The 22,299-nt window shown below is 63.3% G+C and carries 20 protein-coding genes; 16 read left to right on the forward strand and 4 right to left on the reverse strand.

The window, feature by feature from the left end:
- The first annotated feature begins 43 nt into the window (after positions 1 to 43).
- The 11 genes from trmJ to FV139_RS04795 all read left to right on the forward strand — a co-directional run bounded on the left by trmJ (position 44) and on the right by FV139_RS04795 (position 10,966).
- The gene (gene trmJ, locus FV139_RS04745) at positions 44 to 811 is read left to right on the forward strand and encodes a tRNA (cytosine(32)/uridine(32)-2'-O)-methyltransferase TrmJ (RefSeq protein ID WP_148067124.1); all 768 of its coding nucleotides are present in this window, start codon (positions 44 to 46) and stop codon (positions 809 to 811) included.
- 25 nt (positions 812 to 836) lie between these two features.
- Positions 837 to 1,982 carry an IscS subfamily cysteine desulfurase gene (locus FV139_RS04750; protein WP_148067125.1) on the forward strand — a complete coding sequence of 382 codons (1,146 nt, stop codon included), beginning with the start codon at positions 837 to 839 and terminating at the stop codon, positions 1,980 to 1,982.
- 268 nt (positions 1,983 to 2,250) lie between these two features.
- A complete protein-coding gene (gene ndk, locus FV139_RS04755; protein ID WP_148067126.1) occupies positions 2,251 to 2,679 on the forward strand; it encodes a nucleoside-diphosphate kinase in 429 nt (142 codons plus the stop codon).
- A gap of 31 nt (positions 2,680 to 2,710) precedes the next feature.
- A complete protein-coding gene (rlmN, locus tag FV139_RS04760) occupies positions 2,711 to 3,871 on the forward strand; it encodes a 23S rRNA (adenine(2503)-C(2))-methyltransferase RlmN (RefSeq protein ID WP_148067127.1) in 1,161 nt (386 codons plus the stop codon).
- Positions 3,872 to 3,882: 11 nt separating this feature from the next.
- A complete protein-coding gene (pilW, locus tag FV139_RS04765) occupies positions 3,883 to 4,671 on the forward strand; it encodes a type IV pilus biogenesis/stability protein PilW (RefSeq protein WP_235898551.1) in 789 nt (262 codons plus the stop codon).
- A gap of 51 nt (positions 4,672 to 4,722) precedes the next feature.
- On the forward strand, positions 4,723 to 5,853 hold the full coding sequence (ispG, locus tag FV139_RS04770) for a flavodoxin-dependent (E)-4-hydroxy-3-methylbut-2-enyl-diphosphate synthase (RefSeq protein ID WP_148067128.1): 1,131 nt from the start codon (positions 4,723 to 4,725) through the stop codon (positions 5,851 to 5,853).
- 24 nt (positions 5,854 to 5,877) lie between these two features.
- The gene (gene hisS, locus FV139_RS04775; RefSeq protein ID WP_148067129.1) at positions 5,878 to 7,149 is read left to right on the forward strand and encodes a histidine--tRNA ligase; all 1,272 of its coding nucleotides are present in this window, start codon (positions 5,878 to 5,880) and stop codon (positions 7,147 to 7,149) included.
- Between the two features lie 25 nt (positions 7,150 to 7,174).
- Positions 7,175 to 7,936: a YfgM family protein gene (locus tag FV139_RS04780; protein WP_148067130.1), complete on the forward strand. Its 762-nt coding sequence runs from the start codon at positions 7,175 to 7,177 to the stop codon at positions 7,934 to 7,936.
- Entirely contained in the window at positions 7,933 to 9,117 is a 1,185-nt protein-coding gene (gene bamB, locus FV139_RS04785) for an outer membrane protein assembly factor BamB (protein WP_235898552.1), read from the forward strand. Before FV139_RS04780 ends, bamB begins: the two co-directional genes overlap by 4 nt.
- A 20-nt stretch (positions 9,118 to 9,137) precedes the next feature.
- Positions 9,138 to 10,550 (forward strand): ribosome biogenesis GTPase Der, encoded by a 1,413-nt coding sequence (gene der / locus FV139_RS04790; protein WP_148067131.1) that lies wholly within the window; start codon positions 9,138 to 9,140, stop codon positions 10,548 to 10,550.
- 2 nt (positions 10,551 to 10,552) lie between these two features.
- Positions 10,553 to 10,966 carry a group III truncated hemoglobin gene (locus tag FV139_RS04795; protein WP_148067132.1) on the forward strand — a complete coding sequence of 138 codons (414 nt, stop codon included), beginning with the start codon at positions 10,553 to 10,555 and terminating at the stop codon, positions 10,964 to 10,966.
- Here the strand turns inward: FV139_RS04795 and FV139_RS04800 are convergent.
- From FV139_RS04800 to FV139_RS04815, 4 genes are all read right to left on the reverse strand, one after another.
- Complete coding sequence (locus FV139_RS04800) at positions 10,963 to 12,561, reverse strand: DUF3336 domain-containing protein (RefSeq protein ID WP_148067133.1); 1,599 nt, start codon at positions 12,559 to 12,561, stop codon at positions 10,963 to 10,965. The genes FV139_RS04795 and FV139_RS04800 overlap by 4 nt on opposite strands.
- On the reverse strand, positions 12,558 to 14,039 hold the full coding sequence (locus FV139_RS04805) for a WS/DGAT/MGAT family O-acyltransferase (RefSeq protein WP_148067134.1): 1,482 nt from the start codon (positions 14,037 to 14,039) through the stop codon (positions 12,558 to 12,560). The genes FV139_RS04800 and FV139_RS04805 overlap by 4 nt, the downstream gene beginning before the upstream one ends.
- 139 nt (positions 14,040 to 14,178) lie before the next feature.
- Positions 14,179 to 15,942 carry an alkaline phosphatase D family protein gene (locus FV139_RS04810; RefSeq protein ID WP_148067135.1) on the reverse strand — a complete coding sequence of 588 codons (1,764 nt, stop codon included), beginning with the start codon at positions 15,940 to 15,942 and terminating at the stop codon, positions 14,179 to 14,181.
- 69 nt (positions 15,943 to 16,011) lie between these two features.
- On the reverse strand, positions 16,012 to 17,013 hold the full coding sequence (locus FV139_RS04815) for a phosphotriesterase family protein (protein WP_148067136.1): 1,002 nt from the start codon (positions 17,011 to 17,013) through the stop codon (positions 16,012 to 16,014).
- 213 nt (positions 17,014 to 17,226) lie between these two features.
- On the opposite strand from FV139_RS04815, the gene FV139_RS04820 reads away from it, so the two are divergent.
- The 5 genes from FV139_RS04820 (at position 17,227) to FV139_RS04840 (ending at position 22,208) form a co-directional block, all read left to right on the forward strand.
- Positions 17,227 to 18,099: a GIN domain-containing protein gene (locus tag FV139_RS04820; RefSeq protein ID WP_148067137.1), complete on the forward strand. Its 873-nt coding sequence runs from the start codon at positions 17,227 to 17,229 to the stop codon at positions 18,097 to 18,099.
- Positions 18,100 to 18,126: 27 nt separating this feature from the next.
- The gene (locus FV139_RS04825; RefSeq protein ID WP_148067138.1) at positions 18,127 to 18,492 is read left to right on the forward strand and encodes a GntR family transcriptional regulator; all 366 of its coding nucleotides are present in this window, start codon (positions 18,127 to 18,129) and stop codon (positions 18,490 to 18,492) included.
- The gene (locus FV139_RS04830; protein ID WP_148067139.1) at positions 18,489 to 19,358 is read left to right on the forward strand and encodes an ABC transporter ATP-binding protein; all 870 of its coding nucleotides are present in this window, start codon (positions 18,489 to 18,491) and stop codon (positions 19,356 to 19,358) included. The genes FV139_RS04825 and FV139_RS04830 overlap by 4 nt, the downstream gene beginning before the upstream one ends.
- Entirely contained in the window at positions 19,345 to 20,370 is a 1,026-nt protein-coding gene (locus FV139_RS04835) for an ABC-2 transporter permease (RefSeq protein WP_148067140.1), read from the forward strand. The genes FV139_RS04830 and FV139_RS04835 overlap by 14 nt, the downstream gene beginning before the upstream one ends.
- 239 nt (positions 20,371 to 20,609) lie before the next feature.
- Complete coding sequence (locus tag FV139_RS04840; RefSeq protein WP_148067141.1) at positions 20,610 to 22,208, forward strand: isocitrate lyase; 1,599 nt, start codon at positions 20,610 to 20,612, stop codon at positions 22,206 to 22,208.
- Positions 22,209 to 22,299: the final 91 nt, after the last annotated feature.

Genomic DNA, 22,299 nt, shown 5'->3' on the forward strand with positions numbered 1-22,299 from the left:
CTGGCGCGCCTTTGAATCGCGCCTCCGGGCCCCCGAAATCGGCATGAATCTCGAGAATATCCGCATCGTACTGGTCAACACATCCCACCCGGGCAATATCGGCGGGGTGGCCCGCGCCATGAAGAACATGGGTCTGACGCGCCTGTACCTGGTGGAGCCGCGCCAGTACCCGGACGAGCGAGCCACCTGGCGCGCTACCTCAGCCACCGATGTGCTGGACAACGCGGTGATCACCTCGACCCTCGAGGAGGCCATTGGCGACTGCCAGTTCGTGGTGGGCACCAGTGCCCGTAGCCGCCGTATTCCCTGGCCCCTGCTGGATCCGAGGGCCTGTGCCGGGCGCATGGCGGAAGTGTCCGACCGGGAGCAGGTAGCGGTGTTGTTCGGGCGTGAGGACCGGGGCCTGACCAACGACGAGCTCAAGGTCTGCAACCTGCACCTGAATATTCCCACCTCCGAGGAATACAGCTCCCTCAACCTCGCCATGGCGGTGCAGATTGTGTGCTACGAGCTGCGCATGCTGCTGGACGCGGAGAAACTGCCCGCCACTGAAGACGATCAGTGGGATACGCCTTTCGCCACCCGCGAGAATATGGAGCGCTTCTATACCCACCTGGAGGAGACCCTGGTGGACATCGGCTTTCTCGACCCCGCCGCGCCGCGCCAGCTGATGGCCCGCCTGCGCCGGCTCTACAGCCGGGTGCGGCTGGACGAGATGGAGCTGAATATTCTCCGCGGCATGCTCACTGAAACCCAGAAATTCCTGCCGCGGGACGAGGCCGGCAAGGTCATCGACCCGCAGGCGAAGTAGGGGCCCGGCGCCCCGGAGACCGGCTATGCAAACTCCCATCTACCTCGACTACCTCGCCACGACCCCGGTGGACCCGCGGGTGGCGGAGAAGATGTGCCAGTGCCTGACCATGGAAGGCAATTACGGTAACCCGGCCTCCCGCTCGCACATGATCGGCTGGCGCGCCGAGGCCGCTGTCGAAGAAGCCCGCAGGGAGGTGGCCGACCTGCTGGGGGCGGACCCGCGGGAGATCGTGTGGACCTCGGGTGCCACCGAGTCCGACAACCTGGCGCTGAAGGGGGTGGCCCACTTCCACCGCGATCGCGGCAAGCACATCATTACGTCCAGTATCGAGCATAAAGCGGTGCTGGATACCTGCGAGTTCCTCGAGTCCGAGGGCTTCGAGGTGACCCGGCTGGCGCCCACCGCCCAGGGGCGGGTCACCCCGGAATCGGTGCGGGAAGCCCTGCGCGAGGACACCATCCTGGTGAGTATCATGCACGCCAACAACGAAGTCGGCTCGGTGAACGATATCGCGGCCATCGGCGCCCTGTGCCGGGAGGCGGGAGTCCTGTTCCACGTCGACGCGGCCCAGAGCGCCGGCAAGATACCCATCGATGTGCAGGCCATGCAGGTGGACCTGATGTCCCTGTCGGCCCACAAACTGTACGGCCCCAAGGGCATGGGAGCCCTCTACGTACGGCGCCAGCCCCCGGTGCGCCTGGAAGCCCAGATTCACGGCGGCGGCCATGAGCGGGGGATGCGCTCCGGCACTCTGGCCACCCACCAGATTGTCGGCATGGGTGAGGCGGCGCGCATTGCCCGGGAAGAAATGGCATCCGATGCCCAGCGAATCGCCGCCCTGCGAGACCGCTTCCTGGCCGCTGTCAGCGATCTACCCGGTGTGCAGGTCAACGGCGACCCGGCCACCGGCTTGCCCGGCGCCCTCAACCTGGCCTTTGCCGGCATCGATGGCGAAATCCTGCTGATGGCCCTGAAAGACCTGGCTATCTCCAGCGGTAGCGCCTGCACCTCGGCCAGTGTGGAGCCCTCCTACGTGCTCAAGGCCCTGGGCCTGGGGGATGAGCTGGCCCACGCCTCCCTGCGTTTCAGCTTTGGCCGTTTCACCACGGAAGAGGAGGTCGATGCAGCAGCGCAGCGGGTTTGCGAGGCCGTTCAGCGCCTGCAGTGACCCCGGTTTTGGTGCTGTTTTGGCGCTCGCTGGCGCCCTGTTCATGCGTGAAAACTGCGCTTTTCCCCAGGGTGGCGCTAAGCTACTGATTTACAACAAAAAGAAACTTCCTCCTGCGGTTTGTTTCGGGTGAAAAACCCGGCCAAAGTCCGTATAATTGCGCGCGCTTAAATCGCGTCCCCGAGGGAACCCCTCTGTTACTCCCTGGCCCTGCAAGGTATTGCCTGTGCAGGCGGGGCGCCCGCAAATACAATCTGGAGACAGTTTCATGGCAGTAGAACGCACCCTTTCCATCGTCAAGCCCGACGCCGTAGGCAAGAACGTCATCGGCAAGATCTATTCCCGCTTCGAAGAGGCCGGCCTGCAGATCGTCGCCTCCAAAATGCTGCGCCTGAGCGAGGAAGTCGCCGGTGGTTTCTACGCGGAACACCGCGAGCGCCCCTTCTTCCCGGCCCTGATCGAATTCATGACCTCCGGCCCGGTGGTTGTACAGGTACTGGAAGGCGAAGACGCCATTGCCCTGAACCGCCAGCTGATGGGCGCTACCAACCCGCAGGAAGCCGAAGCCGGCACCATCCGCGCTGATTTCGCCGAGTCTATCGACGCCAACGCGGTCCACGGTTCCGACTCCCCGGCCTCTGCCGCGCGCGAAATCGCCTACTTCTTCGCCGCCAGCGAGATCTGCGAGCGCGCCTGAGGCGTGTGAGCTGACCGAGGCAGATACCGGCATGACGGCCACCACTGTTGCTACCACCATCGCCACCAGCGCGACGCCTGACAGGGTCAACCTGCTCGGGCTCACCAAGGCGCAACTGGAGCAATTCTTCGTCGATCACGGGGAGAAGAAGTTCCGCGCCCAGCAGGTGCTGAAGTGGATCCACCATGCCGGTGTTACCGACTTTGCCGAGATGTCCAATCTCGGCAAAGCCCTGCGGGAAAAGCTCGAGCACATCGCCGAGGTACGCCCGCCGGAGATCGTCAGCCAGCACGATTCGGCTGATGGCACCCGCAAATGGGCCATCCGCGTGGACGGCGGCGGCCTGGTGGAAGCGGTTTTGATACCGGACCGCGACCGGGCCACTCTCTGTGTTTCCTCCCAGGTGGGTTGCAGCCTCGACTGTTCCTTCTGTTCCACCGGCAAGCAGGGTTTCATGCGCGACCTGAGCGCCGCGGAAATCATTGGCCAGGTATGGCTGGCCATCAAGTCTTTCGATGCCTTCCAGTCCGGCAAGGGTCGGGTCGTCACCAACGTGGTGATGATGGGTATGGGCGAGCCCCTGCTCAACTTCGACAACGTGGTGTCGGCCATGAATCTGATGATGGAAGACCTGGCCTACGGGATATCCAAGCGCCGGGTGACCCTGAGCACCTCCGGAGTGGTGCCGGCGCTGGACAAGCTGGCGGAAGTCAGTGAGGCCTCGCTGGCGATCTCACTGCACGCCCCCAACGATGCCCTGCGCAACGAACTGGTGCCGATCAATCGCAAGTACCCGATTGCGCGCCTGCTCGAGAGCAGCCGCAACTACATCGCCGCCCAGAGCGACAACAAGCGCGTGGTGACGGTGGAGTACACCCTGATTGCCGGGGTCAACGACCAGCCGGATCAGGCCCGCGAGCTGGCCGAATTGCTGCGGGATTTCCCCTGCAAGATCAATCTCATTCCCTTCAATCCCTTCCCCCAGTCGGACTATCAACGCCCAAGTGGCAATGCCGTGTCACGGTTCTGGCAAGTACTGGTGGATGCGGGATATATTGTCACCGTCAGGACCACCCGTGGCGACGACATCGACGCGGCCTGTGGCCAGTTGGTGGGCCAGGTGGTTGATCGCACCCGCCGCAGCGAGCGTTATCGCAACGCGGGGCAGAACCAGGTGACAGAAGCGGGGTAACAGGTTTGGCATTGTCCAGTTTTTTCCGGTACGGCACTCGTTGGCGCAGCGCCGCGCTGCTGCTTGCGTTGGCCCTTGGCGGCTGTGTCACCCAGACCGAGACGGTGTTCACCGACCCGCCGGAGCCGGAGAAGGCCCTCCAGCAGCGCGTCGAACTGGCGCGCAAGTACATTGGCGAGGGCGACTGGGAAAACGCCAAGCGCAACCTGAAACAGGCCGCCAAAATTGACCCTGATAATGCCGAAGTGCACGAGGCCTTTGCCCTGGTGTACCAGAGCACCGGGGAGACCGAGCTGGCGGAGGAAAACTTCAAAAAGGCGATCCGCATCGATCGCAGTTTCTCCCGCGCCCGCAACAACTACGCCGCGTTTCTCTACTCCCAGGGGGAGTACAAAGCCGCCGAGGAGCAGCTGCAGGAAGTGGTCAAGGACTCCCTGTACAACGCTCGCCCCCAGGCCTTTGTGAACCTGGGCCTGTGTCGGCTGCAGCTGGAGGATACTGCCGGGGCCCAGCAGGCCTTCGAGCGCGCCCTGACCATGGATCGCACCAACCGGGTGGCGCTGCTGGAAGTGGCGGAACTGCGCTTCCAGGCGGGTGACGTGGACGGCGCGGAAAGATACTACGGAGTGTACCGCACCGCGGTGCGCCAGCAATCGGCCCGGGGTTTGTGGCTGGGTGTGCGCCTGGCCCAGGCGCGCGGTGACCTGAACGCGGAGGGCAGCTATTCCATGGCCCTGCGCAACCTGTACCCCGAGTCGGCGGAATACAAGGCCTACGAGCAGGCCCAGCGAGGTAGCTGAGGCGTCCGCCGGGCAGGTTGACGCCCGGGAATCGAATCACACGGTGAAGGTATGAATACAGCATCTCCCATCAAGCGCCGCGTCAGCCGACAGATTTATGTCGGCAATGTCGCTGTGGGTGGCGACGCGCCGATCAGCGTCCAGAGCATGACCAACACCGAGACCTGTGACGTGGATGCCACCGTGGCCCAGGTGCAGGCGATTGCCGACGCCGGCGCCGATATCGTGCGGGTCTCGGTTCCCAGCATGGAGGCGGCGGAGGCCTTCAAGGCGATCCGCGCCAGGGTCGAGGTGCCGCTGGTCGCCGATATCCACTTCGACCACAAGATTGCCCTCAAGGTGGCCGAGTACGGCGTGGACTGCCTGCGCATCAACCCCGGCAATATCGGCCGTGACGACAAAGTGCGCGAGGTGATCAACTCCGCCCGCGACAAGGGCATTCCGATTCGCATCGGGGTCAACGCCGGCTCTCTCGGCAAGGACTTGCAGCGCAAATACGGCGAGCCCACCGCCGAGGCGCTGGTGGAGTCCGCCATGCGTCACGTGGACATCCTCGACAAGCACAACTACTACGACTTCAAGGTCAGCGTGAAGGCCTCCGAGGTCTTCATGGCCGTAGAGGCCTACCGCCTGCTGGCGAAAGAAATCGACCAGCCCCTGCACCTGGGCATTACCGAGGCAGGCGGCCTGCGCGGCGGCACCGTGAAATCTGCCGTGGGTCTCGGCATGCTGCTGATGGATGGGATCGGCGATACCATTCGTATTTCCCTGGCGGCGGACCCGGTGGAAGAGGTCAAAGTCGGCTTCGAGATTCTCAAGAGCCTGAAGTTGCGCACCAATGGCATCAACTTCATCGCCTGCCCATCCTGCTCGCGGCAGAACTTCGACGTGATCGGCACCATGAATACCCTGGAGCAGCGCCTCGAGGACATCCGCACGCCGATGGATGTGGCGGTGATCGGCTGTATCGTCAATGGCCCCGGTGAAGCCCGGGAAGCCGACGTCGGCCTCACCGGCGCCACCCCGAGCAACCTGATCTACGTGAACGGCGAGCCGGATCACAAGGTCAGCAACCAGTCCTTCATCGATCACCTGGAACAGGTGATCCGCCAGCGCGCCGCCGATCTCGAGGCAGAGCGCGCCCGCGAGGACGCCAATCTCATACTGAAAACCAGCGCCTGAAACGGCCATCGATCTGGAGTTACGGTGACGAAACTACGCGCCATCCGGGGCATGAATGACATACTCCCGGAGGAGACCCCTTATTGGCAGTCCCTGGAAAGGACTGTGCGCGCCCTGCTACACAGTTACGGCTACGGCGAGATTCGCCTGCCCATCGTCGAACATACCGAGTTGTTCAAGCGCTCCATTGGCGAGGTGACCGACATCGTCGAGAAGGAGATGTACACCTTCGACGACCGCAACGGCGAGAGCATGACCCTGCGTCCGGAAGGGACGGCGAGCTGCGTGCGCGCCGCCATCCAGAACGGGCTGCTGGCGGTGCCCCAGCGCCTCTGGTATGCCGGCCCCATGTTCCGCTACGAACGACCCCAGAAAGGCCGCCAGCGCCAGTTTCACCAGGTGGGCGTGGAAGTATTCGGTATTGCCACCCCGGATATCGACGCAGAACTGATCCTGCTGTCGGCACGCCTGTGGCGCCAACTCGGCATTGCCGACGATGTGACCCTGGAGCTCAATTCCATTGGCAGCAATGAAGCGCGCAAGGCCTACCGCGCGGCACTGGTGGAGTACCTGTCGGCTCGTCGCGAGCAGCTGGATGAAGACAGCCAGCGCCGTCTGGAGAGCAATCCCCTGCGGATTCTCGATTCCAAGAACCCGGACACCCAGGCGCTGCTGAACGACGCCCCGGCGCTGGCGGACTACCTGGATGACGAGGCGAAGGCGGACTTCGCCCGCCTGCAGGCCCTGCTGGATGCCGCCGGGCAGCCCTACCGGGTCAACCCGCGCCTGGTGCGGGGGCTGGATTACTACAACAAGACCGTGTTTGAGTGGGTCACCGACCGTCTCGGTGCCCAGGGCACCGTTTGCGCCGGTGGCCGCTACGACGGCCTGGTGGAACAACTTGGCGGCAAGGCGACCCCGGGCATCGGTTTTGCCATGGGCATGGAACGTCTGGTGCTGCTGTTGTCTGAAACCGGGCAGGCGCTGCCCGTCGAGCAGGCGGCAGACCTCTACCTGGTGTCGATGGGCGAGGCGGCGGAGACCGAGGCCATGGCTCGCGCTGAAGCGCTGCGCGACGTGTTTCCGGAGCACCGGATCGTCCTGCACACGGGCGGGGGCAGCTTCAAGAGCCAGATGAAAAAGGCCGACAGGAGCGGTGCCAGGCTGGCACTGATCTGGGGCGAGGACGAGGTGAACGCCGGTACCTGCGCGGTCAAGGACCTGCGTGAAGACGGCGGCCAGGAAACGGTAGCGGCGGCGGAATTGCCGCAATACCTGCGCGCCGCACTGGCGTAATCGAACAAAGTAATAAGGAAAGAAAGTGGAAGAATATCGCAGCGAAGAAGAACAGGTAGAAGCCCTCAAAAAGTGGTGGGACGAGAATGGTCGCTCCACGCTCACGGGTATTGCCCTGGCGCTGGTCGCGGCCTTTGGCTGGCAGGGCTGGCAGGAGTATCGCGAGGGGCAGCGGGAAGCCGCCTCGGACCTCTACCAGCAGTTGCTGGAGGCGGTTGCCGGCGCCGAACAGGCCCCCGCCCAGCAGGGCGTGGCCGAGCGCCTGGCTGCGCAGCTGAAAACCGATTTCAGTGGCACCACCTACGCCCAGTTTGCGAGCCTGCAGGTGGCCCGCATGGCCGTGGCCGACGATGACCTGGACGCTGCCGAGCAGGAATTGCGCTGGGTACTTGCCCAGGCTGACAGCGGCAGTGATACCGCGCTGGTTACCCAGCAGCGTCTGGCTCGCGTGGTGGCAGCCAAGGGCGATACCGAGGGGGCATTGGCCCTGCTGGACTCCTCCGGCGTCAACCCCTACCAGGCGACCTACGCCCTGGCGCGTGGCGACATCCTGCTGGCAGCAGGTCGCAGTGAGGAGGCCCTGACGGCCTACCAACTGGCCCGCCAGACTGCTGCCGATGACGCCGGTCAGGTGTCGCTGGCTGCGCTGGAGCAGAAGATTGCCAGCCTGCAACCCGCCGAGCCGCGCGCCATCGAGGCGGCGCCGCTGGCGCTGGACGCTGTCGGCGACGCCGCGCAGCCCGATGAGGCAGAAGCGGCCTCAGTGGATGGGGAGGAAGAACAATGATGCGCCCGGCACTGCGTACCCTGGCTGTCCTGTCACTGTCCCTGTCGGTCGGTGCCTGCTCGACGGTCAAGGGCTGGTTCGAAATCGATGACGACGAGGACCCCACCCAGCCCTTCGAACTCCAGGACATCACCGAGACCGTTAAAATCAAGCGGCTGTGGTCCGAGGGCGTTGGCGATGGCCAGGGCGATGGCCTTTACCACATCCAGCCAGTGCTGTCGGGTGATCGCATCTACGCCGCCTCCGCCGATGGCGAGGTGGTGGCCTTGGACCGCATGAAGGGTAAAACCCTGTGGGACGTAGAGCTCGATACCCAGTTGTCCGGCGGCGTGGGCGCCTACGAAGACAGCCTGTTTGTCGGTGGCAGCGACGGTTCCGTGATGCGTCTCGATGCTGGCGACGGCAGTGTGCTGTGGAAGTCCAAAGTGACCGGTGAAGTACTGGCGCCGCCCCAGGGCGATGGCCGCCACGTGGTGGCCCAGACCTACGACGGCAAGCTGTTTGGCCTGGACTACGCCAGCGGTGAAAAGAAGTGGACCTACGACAGCAACGTGCCGGTACTGACCCTGCGTGGCACCAGCACCCCGATTCTCCGGGATGGCCGGGTCTATGCCGCCTTCGCCAACGGACGTGTAATGGCTCTGGAAGCCGATAGTGGCGATATCGCCTGGGAAGTCCGGGTGGCCATCTCCCAGGGGCGCTCCGAGATCGAGCGTATTGTCGATATCGATGGCAGCATGGCCCTGGCGGGTAACGAGCTTTACGCCGCGAGCTACCAGGGACGTATCGCCGCGATCGAAGTGACCAGCGGTCGCAAGCTGTGGCAGCAGAACGTGTCGTCCTTCTCCGGTGTCTCCACCGGCTTTGGTAACGTCTACGTGGCTGACGCCGACGGGACCCTGACGGCCTACCTTCGCGGCGGGCAGGGTGTGCGCTGGACCCAGAGTGACCTGGGCTATCGCGAACTGTCGCGGCCCACTCCGGTCAACAGCTATGTCGCCGTGGCAGACTTTGAGGGCGTAGTGCACCTGATTTCCCAGGTGGATGGCAGCTTTGCTGGCCGGGTCGAGGTGGACAGTGACGGCGCCCGCGCCGACATGGTCGCCGACGGCAATATACTCTACGTTTACGATAATGGCGGCACCTTGTCCGCTTTTGAAATTACCCCGCTCGACAAATAGCGTCGGCGCAGGAGACTGACTTGATTCCGGTTATCGCCCTTGTGGGCCGCCCCAATGTGGGCAAGTCCACGCTGTTCAACCAGCTCACCCGCTCACGGGACGCGCTGGTGGCAGACTTTGCCGGGCTGACCCGGGATCGCAAGTACGGGGAGGCTCGCCTCGGCTCCCGGCCTTACGTGGTCATCGATACCGGTGGTATCAGTGGCGACGAGGAGGGCATCGATACGCAGATGGCCGGCCAGTCCCTGCAGGCCATCGAGGAAGCCGACGCGGTGATGTTCCTGGTGGATGCCCGTGAGGGGCTGAACGCGGCCGACGAAGCTTTGGCCCGTCACCTGCGCCAGCGCAACAAGTCCTTCTATCTGGTAGTCAACAAGATCGACGGCGTGGACGCCGAGGTCGCCACCAGCGACTTCTACTCCCTGGGGGTGGAAAACATGTTCGCCATCGCCGCCAGCCACGGCCGCGGTGTGACCAGCATGATCGAAGAGGTGTTGGCGCAGTTCCCGGAACCCGAGGCGCCGGCCGAGGAAGAGGACCCCTACGCCAGCATCCGGGTGGCGGTGGTGGGGCGCCCCAATGTGGGCAAGTCCACCCTGGTCAACCGCCTGCTGGGTGAGGAGCGGGTGGTGGTCTACGATCAGCCCGGCACCACCCGCGACAGTATCTATATCGACTACGAGCGCGACGACCAGCTTTATACGTTGATCGATACGGCCGGGGTGCGGCGGCGCAAGAATGTGAAAATGGTGGTGGAGAAGTTCTCCATCGTCAAAACCCTGAAAGCCATCGACGACGCCCACGTGGTGCTGCTGGTCATGGATGCCCACGAGGGCCTGGTGGAGCAGGACATGCACCTGCTGGGCCACTGTATCGAGGCCGGCCGCGGCCTGGTGCTGGTGGTCAACAAGTGGGACGGCATCGAAAGCCACCAGCGCGAGTGGATGAAGACCGAACTACAGCGCCGCCTGCAGTTCGCAGAGTACGCCGACACCCACTTCATCTCCGCCCTGCACGGGACCGGGGTGGGGCACCTGTACAAGTCGATCAACGCCGCCCATCGCAGCGCGACGAAGAAACTCAGCACCAACGCCCTGACCCGTATCCTGGAAGGCGCGGTGTTCGATCACCCGCCGCCGCTGGTCAACGGCCGCCGCATCAAACTGCGTTACGCCCACGCCGGTGGCCAGAATCCGCCGCTGATCGTGATCCACGGCAACCAGACCGGCAAGGTGCCGGCGAGCTACCAGCGCTACCTGGAAAAGCTCTACCGCCGCAAGCTGGACCTGACCGGTACACCGGTACGCATCGAATTCCGCACGGGTGAAAACCCCTATGCCGACAAGCGCAACAAGCTGACCCAGCGCCAGGTGCAGCGCAAGCGGCGCATGATGGCCCACGTCAAGAAGAGCAAAAGCAAGAAAAAGCGCTGACCATGTCCCCCGTCGAGTGGAATCCCGCGGCGGAGAGTGCCAACACCGCCAAACCCGATCTCGACAGCCGCGAGCACATCGAGGAGTTTGTCCGCCTGTTCTACGCGCGGATGTTGAAGGACGAGATACTGGCGCCGATCTTTGTCGATGTGGCCCGAATAGACCTCGACGTCCACCTGCCACATATCATCGACTACTGGTGCAAGCTGCTACTGGGTGAGCAGGACTATCAGCGTCACACCATGAATATCCACCGGCGTCTGCATGCGCGGCGAGAACTGGAGCCGGGGGATTTCGCCCGTTGGCTGGAGTTCTTTACCACGACCGCCGACTACCACTTCGCGGGTGAGCGCACCGAGCGCGCCAAGCGGGTGGCGGCTTCCATAGCCGGGAATATGGAACGCAGCCTGCTCTAGGCGCGTGTCTGCCCTGCCGTAGTCCCCCGTTGGCGTGAACCTGCCACGGTTTTTTTCACCGACGCCTTGCGTGCGCGGGGTTTGCGTTGCACTTTTTGACGGCCACGAAAAGCTTCGGTCTTTGGCGCGGTCGCCAGCCAGTGGGCTTCATTCAGGTCAAACTGGTGCAGAATCGAGTCGAGTGTCCTGCCAATCCGGGTGGTGGTGCGAATGGCCGGGATCACCGGCCAGGTGCCGCGCTCGCCACTGAGTACGATGTCGCGCATTTCCTCCTCGGACAACACCTTCAACAGCTGGCTCAGGCGGCCCAGGCCGTAGTTCGGGAATATGTTGATGTCGCCACTGAACTGCTGGTCAATCAGGCCGTTGAAGAGATTCAACATACTGCCGGTACGCGGACCCACCCTGGTGTAGCGCTGTGCCGCGTCGAGACTGCCGCGCACAAACACTTTTGTCGCCGCACTGACTGCGTCGGACAGGATGTGGTACAGCTCCGGGCGGCGGGCGTCCCGGCGCCCGACCACAGGCATCACCTGGCTGACCAGGAAGTGATTGACGCCGTAGAGCCGCGCCAGTCGCTTCGCCGGCAGGTCCTGGGAAAAGGAGCCGTCGATCCAGCGCAGGTTGGGTAAATAGGGACAAATCTCACCGCTATCGTCGCGGGCTTCCAGCATCACTGGTGGGAATACACCGGGAAGGGCAGCGCTGGCGAGGACCGCGGAACGGATGGTCACGTTGGGTGAGGCAATGTGATTGAGCAAACGTGATTCCTGCTTCGGCTCCGACGGCGAAATGGTGATATTGATACAGCGCCCGGTTTTTTCGTAAGCCTCCTGGAATGTCATGTCGGGAATCATGCGGGCCATTTCCCTGCGTACAGCGGGAACGTCGACCTCTTTATCCATACGCAGGCCGAGCTTCAGGTTGTCCCGGTTCTCGGTCATGGTCCTTACCAGGAAGTCATCCTTGAACAGGGCCAGGTACTCGCTGTCGGTACGGGTACCCACCACAGCGGCGACAAAAGATCCCGCGCTGGCGCCGGAAATCACCACAGGGCAGAGGGATTGTTCAATCAGCGCTTTCAGCACGCCGAAGTGGAAGTAACCGAGGGTGCCGCCGCCGCTGAGCATGAGGGCAGAGCGGCCATAGCAGTGACTGGCGCGGCGGAAGAATTCCAGGCGTTGCTGCAGGGTGAGGCCAGTGTGGTCGCCCGCCAGGTGCAGCAGCGAATCATTGATCGCTTCAACATAGTCCTCGATGAGGTGTTTGGTACCGCAGAGCGCACGAGTGTAGAGATTGGCGTTGCCCATCCCGGCCATGTTGCCATGGATACCTTCGTTCAGCGCGAACAGCAAGCCCGCGTCATGGCCCTCGGTGCGCAGTTTAAGCAAGCGGTCGAGACGTCGGCGGATACTGGCATGATTATAGCGCCGAGAAGCTTCGCGCCGGCGCCAGAGGTCAGCGCCGGTAAGCGCATCCAGCTTTTCAGCTGCGGCATGCCACTCTTCGAAACTGGTGGCTTTCTCCAACTCGGCTTCCAGGGACTGTTCCCGCCCCCATCTCAGGGGATTGTAGTGCTTAAACAGACTGCTCATGGTGTGCTTCCGTTAGCTTGGGGCCGGTGGGCCCGGGTGTTGCGGCGGGGGGCTTTGGCCTTGTTTGTCAGCAGGGCCTCCGCAATCTCGTCGTGGGCCTCCTGCAGGCAGCGGGCATAGCGCTCAGGGTCGGGTAGCATCTGCCGGCAGGCCGTGAAGGACAGGGTGATGGTGCCGCGCTTGTTTTGCACGGTGGAGTAAATGACGTGGAACAGGCCGATGTTAGGCAGCAGAGGACCGAGACTGAAGTTACTCAGCATTTCCGCGCCGCAGAAGTACTGTGCCCAGGGGGGGCCTGGTACATTGGTGACAACGGTATTCATGAACACGCTGGATTCTGTGAGGCCGGTCAGGGCAGCGGTGTGAATCGCCAGCGCCAGGATGTTGCCGGGAATCAGGTCGGTGATTTCCACCGCGAGCCGGGGCCCGAGGGCCTGGGCGTAAGCTTTGGCTTCACTGGACTTCTGATGAATCGCCTGCAAGCGCTCCCTGGGGTTGGCAATATCGGTGCACAGGGCCAGCGCCATGAACCCGACCATGTTGCCGGCATTGCCCTCGCCGCCGCTGCGCACGTCGATCGGGCAGCCGGTGACCAGGGAGTGATCGGGCAATTCGTCCAGCGGCTCCAGATAGCGACGTAGCCCGCCTGCCACGATGTTGAGCATGGCGTCATTGATGGTGGCCCCGGGCACCGCCTGTTTCATGGCGCGGATGGTGGCGAAATCAAATACCCGGGCATCGACCACCCGGTGGGGGGAGATTCTGCCCTGGAAGCGGGTGCGCGGAATCTCGCCCAGGTGCTCGAATTTGTGTTCTGCGTAGCCGTGTCGGAGGCGCCGATAGGTGGGCAGGGCGTCCCACAGCATGCCCATGGCCTTGAAAGGCACGCGCCAGGCATCCATGTACGCGCGCGCCAGCATGAGCGGGTAGGACACCGGCGTGGGTTGTGGTGCCGGCGCCTGCTCGGGGATCTCCACCTCCGGGCTGCGGTCGTGCATCAGGGTAATGAAATGGGCGCCGGTAGCCCCGTCCATGGCGCAGTGGTGGACCTTGAGCAGCATGGCAAAACAGCCGGCGGGCAGCCCCTCGACATTGTCCAGCCCCTCGATGATGTAGATTTCCCACAGGGGTTTTTCCCGGTCCAGCGGGATGGCGTGGATTCGTGCCGCCTGGATGCAAAGCTGGCGCCAGTCCCCGGGGGCAGGCAGGGCGATGTGGCGTACGTGATACTCCAGCTCGAAATTGGGATCTTCCACCCAGTAGGGCTGTCCCAGGCCGAGTGGAACGGTCGCCAGTTTGCGGCGAAAGATGGGGGAGAGGTGCAGGCGGGAACGCAGCATTGCCAGGATATCCTTGAAGCGCACCCGCCCGCCTTTCGCAGTGGCGGGATTGTAGATGGCTATGCCGCCGATATGCTGGGGTAGTCCCTTCATCTCGGTGTGCAGGAACATGGCGTCCTGGCCGGTGAGTTGTTGCATGCGCACGCCTCCCCTGAGGGTAGTGACCACCACCATACTCCCGGCACGGGGATGGTGGTAGTCACATATCAGGTCGGGGTGCGAGGGGAGAGCCTATTCTTGCGAACTGATCGACAAACTCTGACTTCCGCCCTCTGGTTCAGCCGAGTAACAGGGTCCCGTTATCCACGGTGAAGCTTTGCCCGGCGTCCACATCCACCGTGTACTCGGCGCTCTTGATGGTATCGACATAGACCCACTCTGCGGTCACCGACTCGGCCTCGAAGCGGGCGACCACGTAGCCGCGCTGACTGAAGTTGGCGTAGCGCAGGTCGTCGATCAGGGTAACCGCTGCTCCGGAGAACAGGGCGGCATTGTCGGCTCCACCCAGCAGGCCTTCAAATCCGGGTGAGGACACCGAGGCGCAGGCGAATTCCACGCCGGCCAGCGAGCCGTCGGCAGTGGTGAGTTGGGAAGCCCAGCCGTTGTGGGTGTCGCCGGCAAGCACTACCAGCCTCGACTGCAACTGGCGCGCGTGTTCCAGCAGGTCATCCCGTTCGAAGCCGTAGCCGTCCCAGGCATCCAGGTTGAAGGGAATGGCGGAATCCAGCAGGGCCTGCTGTTCCGGCGTACGCTGGTCCTCAGGCGTGGACTTGGCCTGTAAAGCGGCAATGACGGCGGGGGTCAGGGAGTCCAGGTCGGGATTGCCGGTCGCCGTGGCCGCGGCAATGCTGCGCATCACGGGCTCTGGCAATGTCTGCCGGGCCATCAGCACCTGCTGACCCAATACCTGCCAGCGGGCCTCGCTGTTGGTGAGGGCGCCTTTCAGCCAATCCAGTTGCTCTGCGCCCAGCAGGGTGCGAGTGCTGTCACCGGTGGCCGCACGGATGGCAGCGACATCGATCATCTCGCCACTGATGAAGTCCGCGTAGTCCAGTTGCTGGTCGCGCCCCACCTGGCGGGTATCCAGCATGAACAGGTCCACCAGGTCGCCGTAGGACAGCTGCCGGTAGATGACGTCGCTGACGTCCGACGGCGGCCGTACCGGCAGCCACTCGAACCAGGCCTGGATAGCGGCGGCGCGGCGCTCACTGAATTCGCCCTCGGTGTCCGGTTGATGGTTCTGGGCACCGTTGCGATAGGTGTCGTTGGCGACCTCGTGGTCATCCCACACGATGATAAAGGGATGGCGGGCGTGGCAGTCCTGCAGGTCTCTGTCGCCGTGATATTGGGCGTAGCGAACCCGATAATCATCCAGCGAGATTAGCTCGTCGGCGGGTACCGATACCCGTCCCAGGGCCTCGGCGTCCTCACTGGCGTAACCATTGGCGCCGTACTCGTAGATATAGTCGCCGAGGTGCAGCACGGCATCCACGTCGCGGTCGGCAATTTCCCGGTACACGTGGAAGAAACCGGCGGGGTAGTTGGAGCAGGAGACCACCGCAAAACTGGCGGTAGCCAGGCTGCCCGTGGGAGCGGTGCGGGTACGGCCGACTGGTGAGGTGTTGTCGCCGGTAGTGAAGCGGTAGTAGTAATCGCTGCCGGCATTCAGGCCGGTAACATCCACCTTCACCGTGTAATCCACGTCTGCCGTCGTCGAGCCGTCGCCACTGGCCACGATATCGGAGAAGGCCTCGTCGCTGGCGATCTCCCATGCCACCACCACGTTGCCTTCGCGTTCGGGACTCACCCGGGTCCACAGAATGACCCGGTCTTCCAGCGGGTCACCCGAGGCTACGCCGTGCTCGAAGGTGGCGGGCACGCTCTCGATGGGCGGTTCGGGAATCGACGGCTCCGGGGGCGGAGGCGAGTCCGAACTGTCGGAACAGCCGATCAGGTTGGCAGACAGCAGGGGCAGCAGGGCGCTGGCGCCCATGCCCTTGAGCAGGGTGCGCCGGCGGAAGCGGTTCGGGGGTTGGTTCATCGTGCAGGTCCTCTACGCGTAACGCTCAAGTATAGGCTGCCTTTGTTGCCGGGGTGTGAAAATCTGGACTTAATCGGCCGGGTGTACCGGCGGGTTTTCCCCGGCGAAGAAACGCCGCGGATTGTCCACCAGCATGGTGTCGATCTGCGCCTGGCTGACGCCCGCCTCCAGCAGGCGCGGAACGATCCGGCGGTGGAAGTGGGTCGGGTCCATCAGCACCTCCGGGTCCATCATGTCGAGCATGACCTGGGGGAAGGGCTCCCCCCGGGTGCACCAGACACCGTCGTGGGAGACCACGATTTGCGACTCTCGCTGTTTTTTCAGCAGCTTGACCAGGGCTTCCACGCGCTGGGTATCAGGCACCAGGATGTCGAGGCCAAAGCGGTCGAAACCGAGATAGGAGCCCTGGTCGAGGATGCCGGTGTGGTAGTCGTGGTCGGCACTGCCGCAGCTGTGGCCGATGATGATGCGGTGAGCCGGTACGCCCTTGTCGACCAGAAACTGTTGCTGGACGTCACCCATCGTACCCTGGTCGGTATGGGTGGTGATGGGGGCGCCGGTTTCCAGGGCGGCCATGGCAGCTGCCTCGAGCACGCTGTATTCGTAGTCAGTGATCTGGCCGACGCCGGTAGCCACCTTGATAATGCCGGCCTTGACCCCGGTATCGCCGATGCCCCGGGTCAACTCGTGGACGAACAGTTCCGCCATCTGCTCGATGGCGGTGCCGACCTGCCTCCTGAAGTGCCAGTGGGCATAGCCGCCCTCGTCTTCCTTGTACAGGCCGGTGGCGCAGATGATGTTGAATCCGGTGCGCTCGGCTACCTCCTTCGCCAGGCTGACATCGCGCCCCAGGTCGTTGGGGCAGGGGTCCAGCATGCTGCGCACACCGATGGCCTGCAGGGCCTCGATTTTTCCGACACAGGTGGCGACCATCTCGTCCCGGGAGGGCCCCGGGCGCAGGGTGTCGGCCTCCCAGCCGGGGTAGCCGATGAGCAGGTGTTCGTGCATCAGGGTAGGGCCGAGTTGATCGACATCGATGGGGCCGGTGACGGTATTCACTGTCCGGGGCATGGGACCTCGCAGGGATGTTGTTATTTCGGGTCACGGTAGCATAGTACGGCACACCGGTGCCGTCCCCTGACAGTTCTGACTGGTGCCCCCGGTGTTTGTGACGCGTTCTCGACAAGGCGAGCCCAGGCCGGGACGAACTGCGGCAGGGCGCATTGTACGGGCGTTTGAGGGTGATATAGTTACCTATAACACCATGATGATGAGGTGGCGCCCATGCCCCGTTATTCTGATAACCCGAGGCCGCGCTGGAAAGGCGGTCCCATGCTGACCGGCGGCCTGGCCTTCCTGGCCGCGGCCCTGGCCAGCGTTTTGTTCAGCCTTCCTGCCCACGCTGAAACCTGGCAGGTAGAGGGGCTGAAATTCGACGCAGTGATCGTGCTTGGCGATGTCGACGTGGAGATTTCCCAGGGGGACGACGCCGAACTGCTGCTGCGCGGCGACCAGCGCGACATCGACCTCCATCCCTTTATCCTGGACGGTGACACCCTGGTGCTGGGCAGCAGCCGGGAGGCACGCAGCAGGGACTTCAGCGGTGTGAAATTCCGCCTGATCACCCCAAAGCTCGAGCACCTGGAACTGAAGGGCAGCGGTGACGTATACGTCAAACCCTTCGAGAGCGAGAGCCTGTTTGTTTCCGCAGCGGGCTCCGGCACCGTGCGTCTGTTCGAGATCAAGTCGGATGACACCACCTTGCAACTCAGTGGTTCCGGCACCATCCAGCTCGCCAAGCTGCTCACCCGGGAGCTGGCCGTGTCCCTGTCCGGATCGGGCGATATCCAGCTGGGTGATGTCGACGCTGACATCGCCGAGGTTGCCGTGCGTGGCTCCGGCGATATCACCCTGGAGTCCGGTTACCGCGTCGACGAGGTCGAGATCAGTATCGTCGGCTCCGGCGACGTGGATTTTCGTCACATGGATGCCGGCCACGCCGAGATCAATATCGTCGGCTCCGGGGATGTCCGCATCGGCGAGATCGAGGTGCTGGAAGTGAATATCCTCGGCAGCGGTGACGTGGTGTACCGGGGCGATCCTGAAATTGACCAGGACGTACTGATCGGCTCTGGCGACCTGCGTCGCGAGCGCTAGGGCCTGGCTCGGACGGAGTGCCGGACGATGGAATGGAACGATAAACAGCCGATCTACCGGCAACTGAGGGACCAGGTGGTGGAACGCATTATGGACGGAAGCTTTGCCGAAGGAGAGGCCATTCCCTCGGTGAGACAGGTGGCGGCAGATTACCAGATCAATCATCTCACCGTGGGCAAGGCCTACCAGGAACTGGTGGACCTGGGTCTGCTGGAGAAACGCCGCGGCCTCGGCATGTACGTGACCAGCGGCGCTCGCCGCATGCTGACCAGCGATGAGCAGGCGCGGTTCCTGAGTGAGGAACTGCCTGCCTTCGCCGAGCGGGTGCAGTTGTTGGGATTGGAAATGGATGATGTGATTCACCGCCTGCGGGCGGCAGGGGGGCACGCATGAGCCGGGTCATAGAGGCGCGGGGACTGAGTCGCCGCTTCAAACAGGTACAGGCTGTGGACGGGGTCGACCTCGCCCTGGACGCCGGTACCGTCATGGGGCTGATCGGCCCTAACGGGGCGGGCAAGACCACCCTGCTGCGCTCACTGCTGGGCCTGACCCACTGTGACGGGGACGTGTCCGTGCTGGGGCTGGACCCGCGCCGGGAGCATGCCCGCCTGATGGAGCAGGTCTGTTTTATCGCCGATACCGCGGTGTTACCGCGCTGGATGACGGTGTTGCAACTGCTGGACTATGTGTCCGGCATTCACCCGCGCTTCGATCGCGGGCAGGCCGAGCGCTTTCTCGCCAGCACCGAGGTCAGCGAGCGGCGCAAGGTCAGCGAACTGTCCAAGGGCATGACCGTACAGTTGCACCTGGCCCTGGTCATGGCCATCGACGCCCGGGTACTGATTCTCGACGAGCCTACCCTGGGCCTGGATATCCTGTTCCGCAAGCGCTTCTACGAGCAGTTGCTGAACGACTACTTCGACGACGAGCGCACCATCATCATCTCCACCCACCAGGTGGAGGAAGTGCAGAACATTCTGACGGAAGTGGTCTTCATGAACCGCGGGCGGACCATCTTGCAGAAGAACATGGGTAGCTTCGAGACCGAGTTCAGCGAATTGCACGTGGTAGGAGAGGCCACCGCCAGGGCGGAGGCGATTCCCCACATTGGATCGCGGCCGATCCTCGGTGGCCGCGCCATTATCTACGAAGGGGTCGAACGCTCCCTGCTGGAGCCGCTGGGGGAGGTGCGAACACCCTCGGTATCCGATCTCTTCGTCGCCAAGATCGCGGGGGAGACACAACATGTCCAACGGTAAGTCGTCACGCTGGTTCACGCTCATCCAGCGCGAACTGCAGGAATACCGGGTGTCCCTGGTGTGGACGCCGGTATGTGCTGCGCTGCTGCTGTGTGCGCTGGTCCTCACCAGCGTGCTGGTGGCCAATCGCATTTCGGTGGTGGGCCAGGCCTTTATGGAGGTGGTCACCCAGGACGAAAACATCTCCAGCATGAACATCACCATTCACATCGATGACGACGCAGAGGGCGATGTGAATTACAAAGTGGAGCGCACCGAAACCCCGGCGGATGAGGAGGACTGGAACTTCTCCCGCAAGTGGAGCTTCAAGCCCAAGGTGGGCGACTCTCCCGCGCCCCCCAGTGAACTGGTGGCCGCGGGAGAGGACTACGCCTTCAACGCGGTGCTGGGGGTGATCAACGTGCTGATGGTGGTGATCCTGATGATCGTTACGGTGAACTACCTGCTGGGTAGTCTCTACGACGACCGGCGCGATCGCTCGATCCTGTTCTGGAAATCCATGCCGGTATCCGAGTGGGAGGTGGTGCTGAGCAAGCTGGCGGTGGCCCTGCTGGTGGCGCCGGCGATCTATCTCGCCGTCGCCCTGCTGACCCAGCTGGTGTGCACGGGGCTGTCCATGCTGATGGTGTGGCGTATGGACATGGATCCCTTCGAACAGATTCTCGGCAACGTGAACTTCCCCCACCTGGTGTTCATGCAGGTAGCCGGCTGGGTGCTCACCGCCCTGTGGATCGCCCCGGTCTACGCCTGGATGCTCATGGCCAGCGCCGCAGCGCGGCGCTCGCCCTTCCTGACCGCGGCGGTACCGGTGGTGGTGCTGATCCTGGCGGAAGAACTGTTCTTCGGCAGCGAATACCTGCGGCGTGCCATCGGGCGCCATATCCCGGAACAGGTGGTGGGCGCCGGCCTGCCGGTGCCCGCCGAGATGTCCAGCCTGCTGCTGGGCCTGGTCTGCGCGGCCCTGTTCCTGGCGGCCACGGTGTGGCTGCGGCGGCATCGCTGGGAGATATGAAGAATCGGGCGCCTGCGGGCGCCCGACTATAGTTACAGTACTCTTCGGCTGTCTGGTGCCCGACTGCCACCGCAAGACCACGTGAATATATAATTCACGAGCTGAATAGCAGCAATCCTTTCTATTTATTTCAATTATGTAGAGCCCCTGACTAAGATACCCGTCACTTGAGCAGTGAACGCGGTGTTCCAGTTCCCACCGCCGTTTGCTTACAACCACAAGAGCAAGAGGTACGCCCCATGGCCACTTACCAGCAGACCACCGAATCCTTTGCTGCACTGCGCGATGCGCAGGGCGGTACCTGGGACCACATCAACCCCGAATACGCTGCGCGTATGGCCCTGCAGAACCGCTTCCGCACCGGCCTGGATATCGCTCGCTACACCGCGGGAATCATGCGCAAGGACATGGCCGAGTACGACGCCGACTCCGGCTCCTACACCCAGTCCCTGGGTTGCTGGCACGGCTTCATTGGCCAGCAGAAGCTGATTGCCATCAAGAAGCACCACGGCACCACCAACAAGCGCTACCTCTACCTGTCTGGCTGGATGATCGCCGCCCTGCGCAGCAAGTTCGGCCCGCTGCCCGACCAGTCCATGCACGAGAAAACCTCCGTGCCCGAGCTGATCGCCGAGCTGTACACCTTCCTGCGCCAGGCCGATGCCCGTGAGCTGAACCACCTGTACCGCGACCTCGACGACGCCCGCAAAGCCGGTGACCAGGTCAAGGAAAAAGCGGCCCTGAACGCCATCGACAACTTCGAGACCCACGTGGTGCCAATCATCGCCGACATCGATGCCGGCTTCGGTAACGAAGAGGCCACCTACCTGCTGGCCAAGCAGATGATCGAGGCGGGCGCCTGCGCCATCCAGATCGAGAACCAGGTCTCCGACGCCAAGCAGTGCGGCCACCAGGACGGTAAAGTGACCGTTCCCCACGAGGACTTCCTGGCCAAGATCAACGCGGTTCGCTACGCCTTCCTGGAGCTGGGCGTTGAAGACGGTGTGATCGTTGCCCGTACCGACTCCCTCGGCGCCGGCCTGACCCAGAAGATCCCGGTATCCCGTGACGCCGGCGACCTGGCCCACAAATACAACGCCTTCCTGGAAACTGAGGAAGTGCACGACGCCTCCGACGTTCGTGAAGGCGACGTGGTCATCAAGCAGGACGGCAAGCTGGTACGCCCGGTGCGCCTGCCCAACGGCCTGTACCGCTTCAAGTCCGGCACTGGCGAAGAGCGCTGCATCCTGGACTGTGTGACCAGCCTGCAGAACGGCGCCGACCTGCTGTGGATCGAGACCGAGAAGCCACACGTTGGCCAGATCGGCGCGATGGTAGACGAGATTCGCAAGCAGGTACCCAACGCCAAGCTGGTGTACAACAACTCGCCGTCCTTCAACTGGACCCTGAACTTCCGCCAGCAGGTTTTCGATGCCTGGAGCGAAGCGGGCAAGGATGTTACCGGCTATGCGCGGGACCAGCTGATGAGCGCAGAGTACGACGACAGCGAACTGGCGGCCGAGGCCGATGCGAAGATCCAGTCCTTCCAGGCGGATGCTTCACGCGAGGCGGGCATTTTCCACCACCTTATTACCCTGCCGACTTACCACACCGCGGCCCTGTCCACCGACAACCTGGCCAAGGGCTACTTCGGCGAAGAAGGCATGCTGGCCTACGTGGCTGGTGTCCAGCGCAAGGAAATCCGCCAGGGTATTGCCTGCGTCAAGCACCAGGACATGGCGGGCTCCAACATCGGCGACGATCACAAGGAGTACTTTGCCGGTGAAGGCGCGCTGAAGGCGGGTGGCAAAGACAACACCATGAATCAGTTCGGCTAAGCAGCCGACACGTCCCCCGGGCCCGTTTTGGCGGGCCCACTTTCCCAGCCGGGGAGGCAGCAGCGCTGCCTCCCCGGTTTTTTTGCCCGGG

Origin of the sequence: Parahaliea maris (assembly GCF_008064665.1) — a bacterium.
In the GTDB taxonomy this organism is placed as follows: Bacteria; Pseudomonadota; Gammaproteobacteria; order Pseudomonadales; family Halieaceae; genus Parahaliea; species Parahaliea maris.

What these genes read in the sequence shown, in the direction of transcription:
- rlmN (WP_148067127.1), top strand. Translation starts at nt 2,711, where the DNA reads ATGACGGCCACCACTGTTGCTACCACCATCGCCACCAGCGCGACGCCT.
- FV139_RS04800 (WP_148067133.1), bottom strand. Translation starts at nt 12,561, where the DNA reads ATGAGCAGTCTGTTTAAGCACTACAATCCCCTGAGATGGGGGCGGGAA.
- bamB (WP_235898552.1), top strand. Translation starts at nt 7,933, where the DNA reads ATGATGCGCCCGGCACTGCGTACCCTGGCTGTCCTGTCACTGTCCCTG.
- FV139_RS04750 (WP_148067125.1), top strand. Translation starts at nt 837, where the DNA reads ATGCAAACTCCCATCTACCTCGACTACCTCGCCACGACCCCGGTGGAC.
- FV139_RS04795 (WP_148067132.1), top strand. Translation starts at nt 10,553, where the DNA reads ATGTCCCCCGTCGAGTGGAATCCCGCGGCGGAGAGTGCCAACACCGCC.
- ndk (WP_148067126.1), top strand. Translation starts at nt 2,251, where the DNA reads ATGGCAGTAGAACGCACCCTTTCCATCGTCAAGCCCGACGCCGTAGGC.
- FV139_RS04820 (WP_148067137.1), top strand. Translation starts at nt 17,227, where the DNA reads ATGCCCCGTTATTCTGATAACCCGAGGCCGCGCTGGAAAGGCGGTCCC.
- FV139_RS04835 (WP_148067140.1), top strand. Translation starts at nt 19,345, where the DNA reads ATGTCCAACGGTAAGTCGTCACGCTGGTTCACGCTCATCCAGCGCGAA.
- trmJ (WP_148067124.1), top strand. Translation starts at nt 44, where the DNA reads ATGAATCTCGAGAATATCCGCATCGTACTGGTCAACACATCCCACCCG.
- FV139_RS04840 (WP_148067141.1), top strand. Translation starts at nt 20,610, where the DNA reads ATGGCCACTTACCAGCAGACCACCGAATCCTTTGCTGCACTGCGCGAT.
- FV139_RS04815 (WP_148067136.1), bottom strand. Translation starts at nt 17,013, where the DNA reads ATGCCCCGGACAGTGAATACCGTCACCGGCCCCATCGATGTCGATCAA.
- FV139_RS04830 (WP_148067139.1), top strand. Translation starts at nt 18,489, where the DNA reads ATGAGCCGGGTCATAGAGGCGCGGGGACTGAGTCGCCGCTTCAAACAG.
- ispG (WP_148067128.1), top strand. Translation starts at nt 4,723, where the DNA reads ATGAATACAGCATCTCCCATCAAGCGCCGCGTCAGCCGACAGATTTAT.
- FV139_RS04810 (WP_148067135.1), bottom strand. Translation starts at nt 15,942, where the DNA reads ATGAACCAACCCCCGAACCGCTTCCGCCGGCGCACCCTGCTCAAGGGC.
- FV139_RS04825 (WP_148067138.1), top strand. Translation starts at nt 18,127, where the DNA reads ATGGAATGGAACGATAAACAGCCGATCTACCGGCAACTGAGGGACCAG.
- FV139_RS04805 (WP_148067134.1), bottom strand. Translation starts at nt 14,039, where the DNA reads ATGCAACAACTCACCGGCCAGGACGCCATGTTCCTGCACACCGAGATG.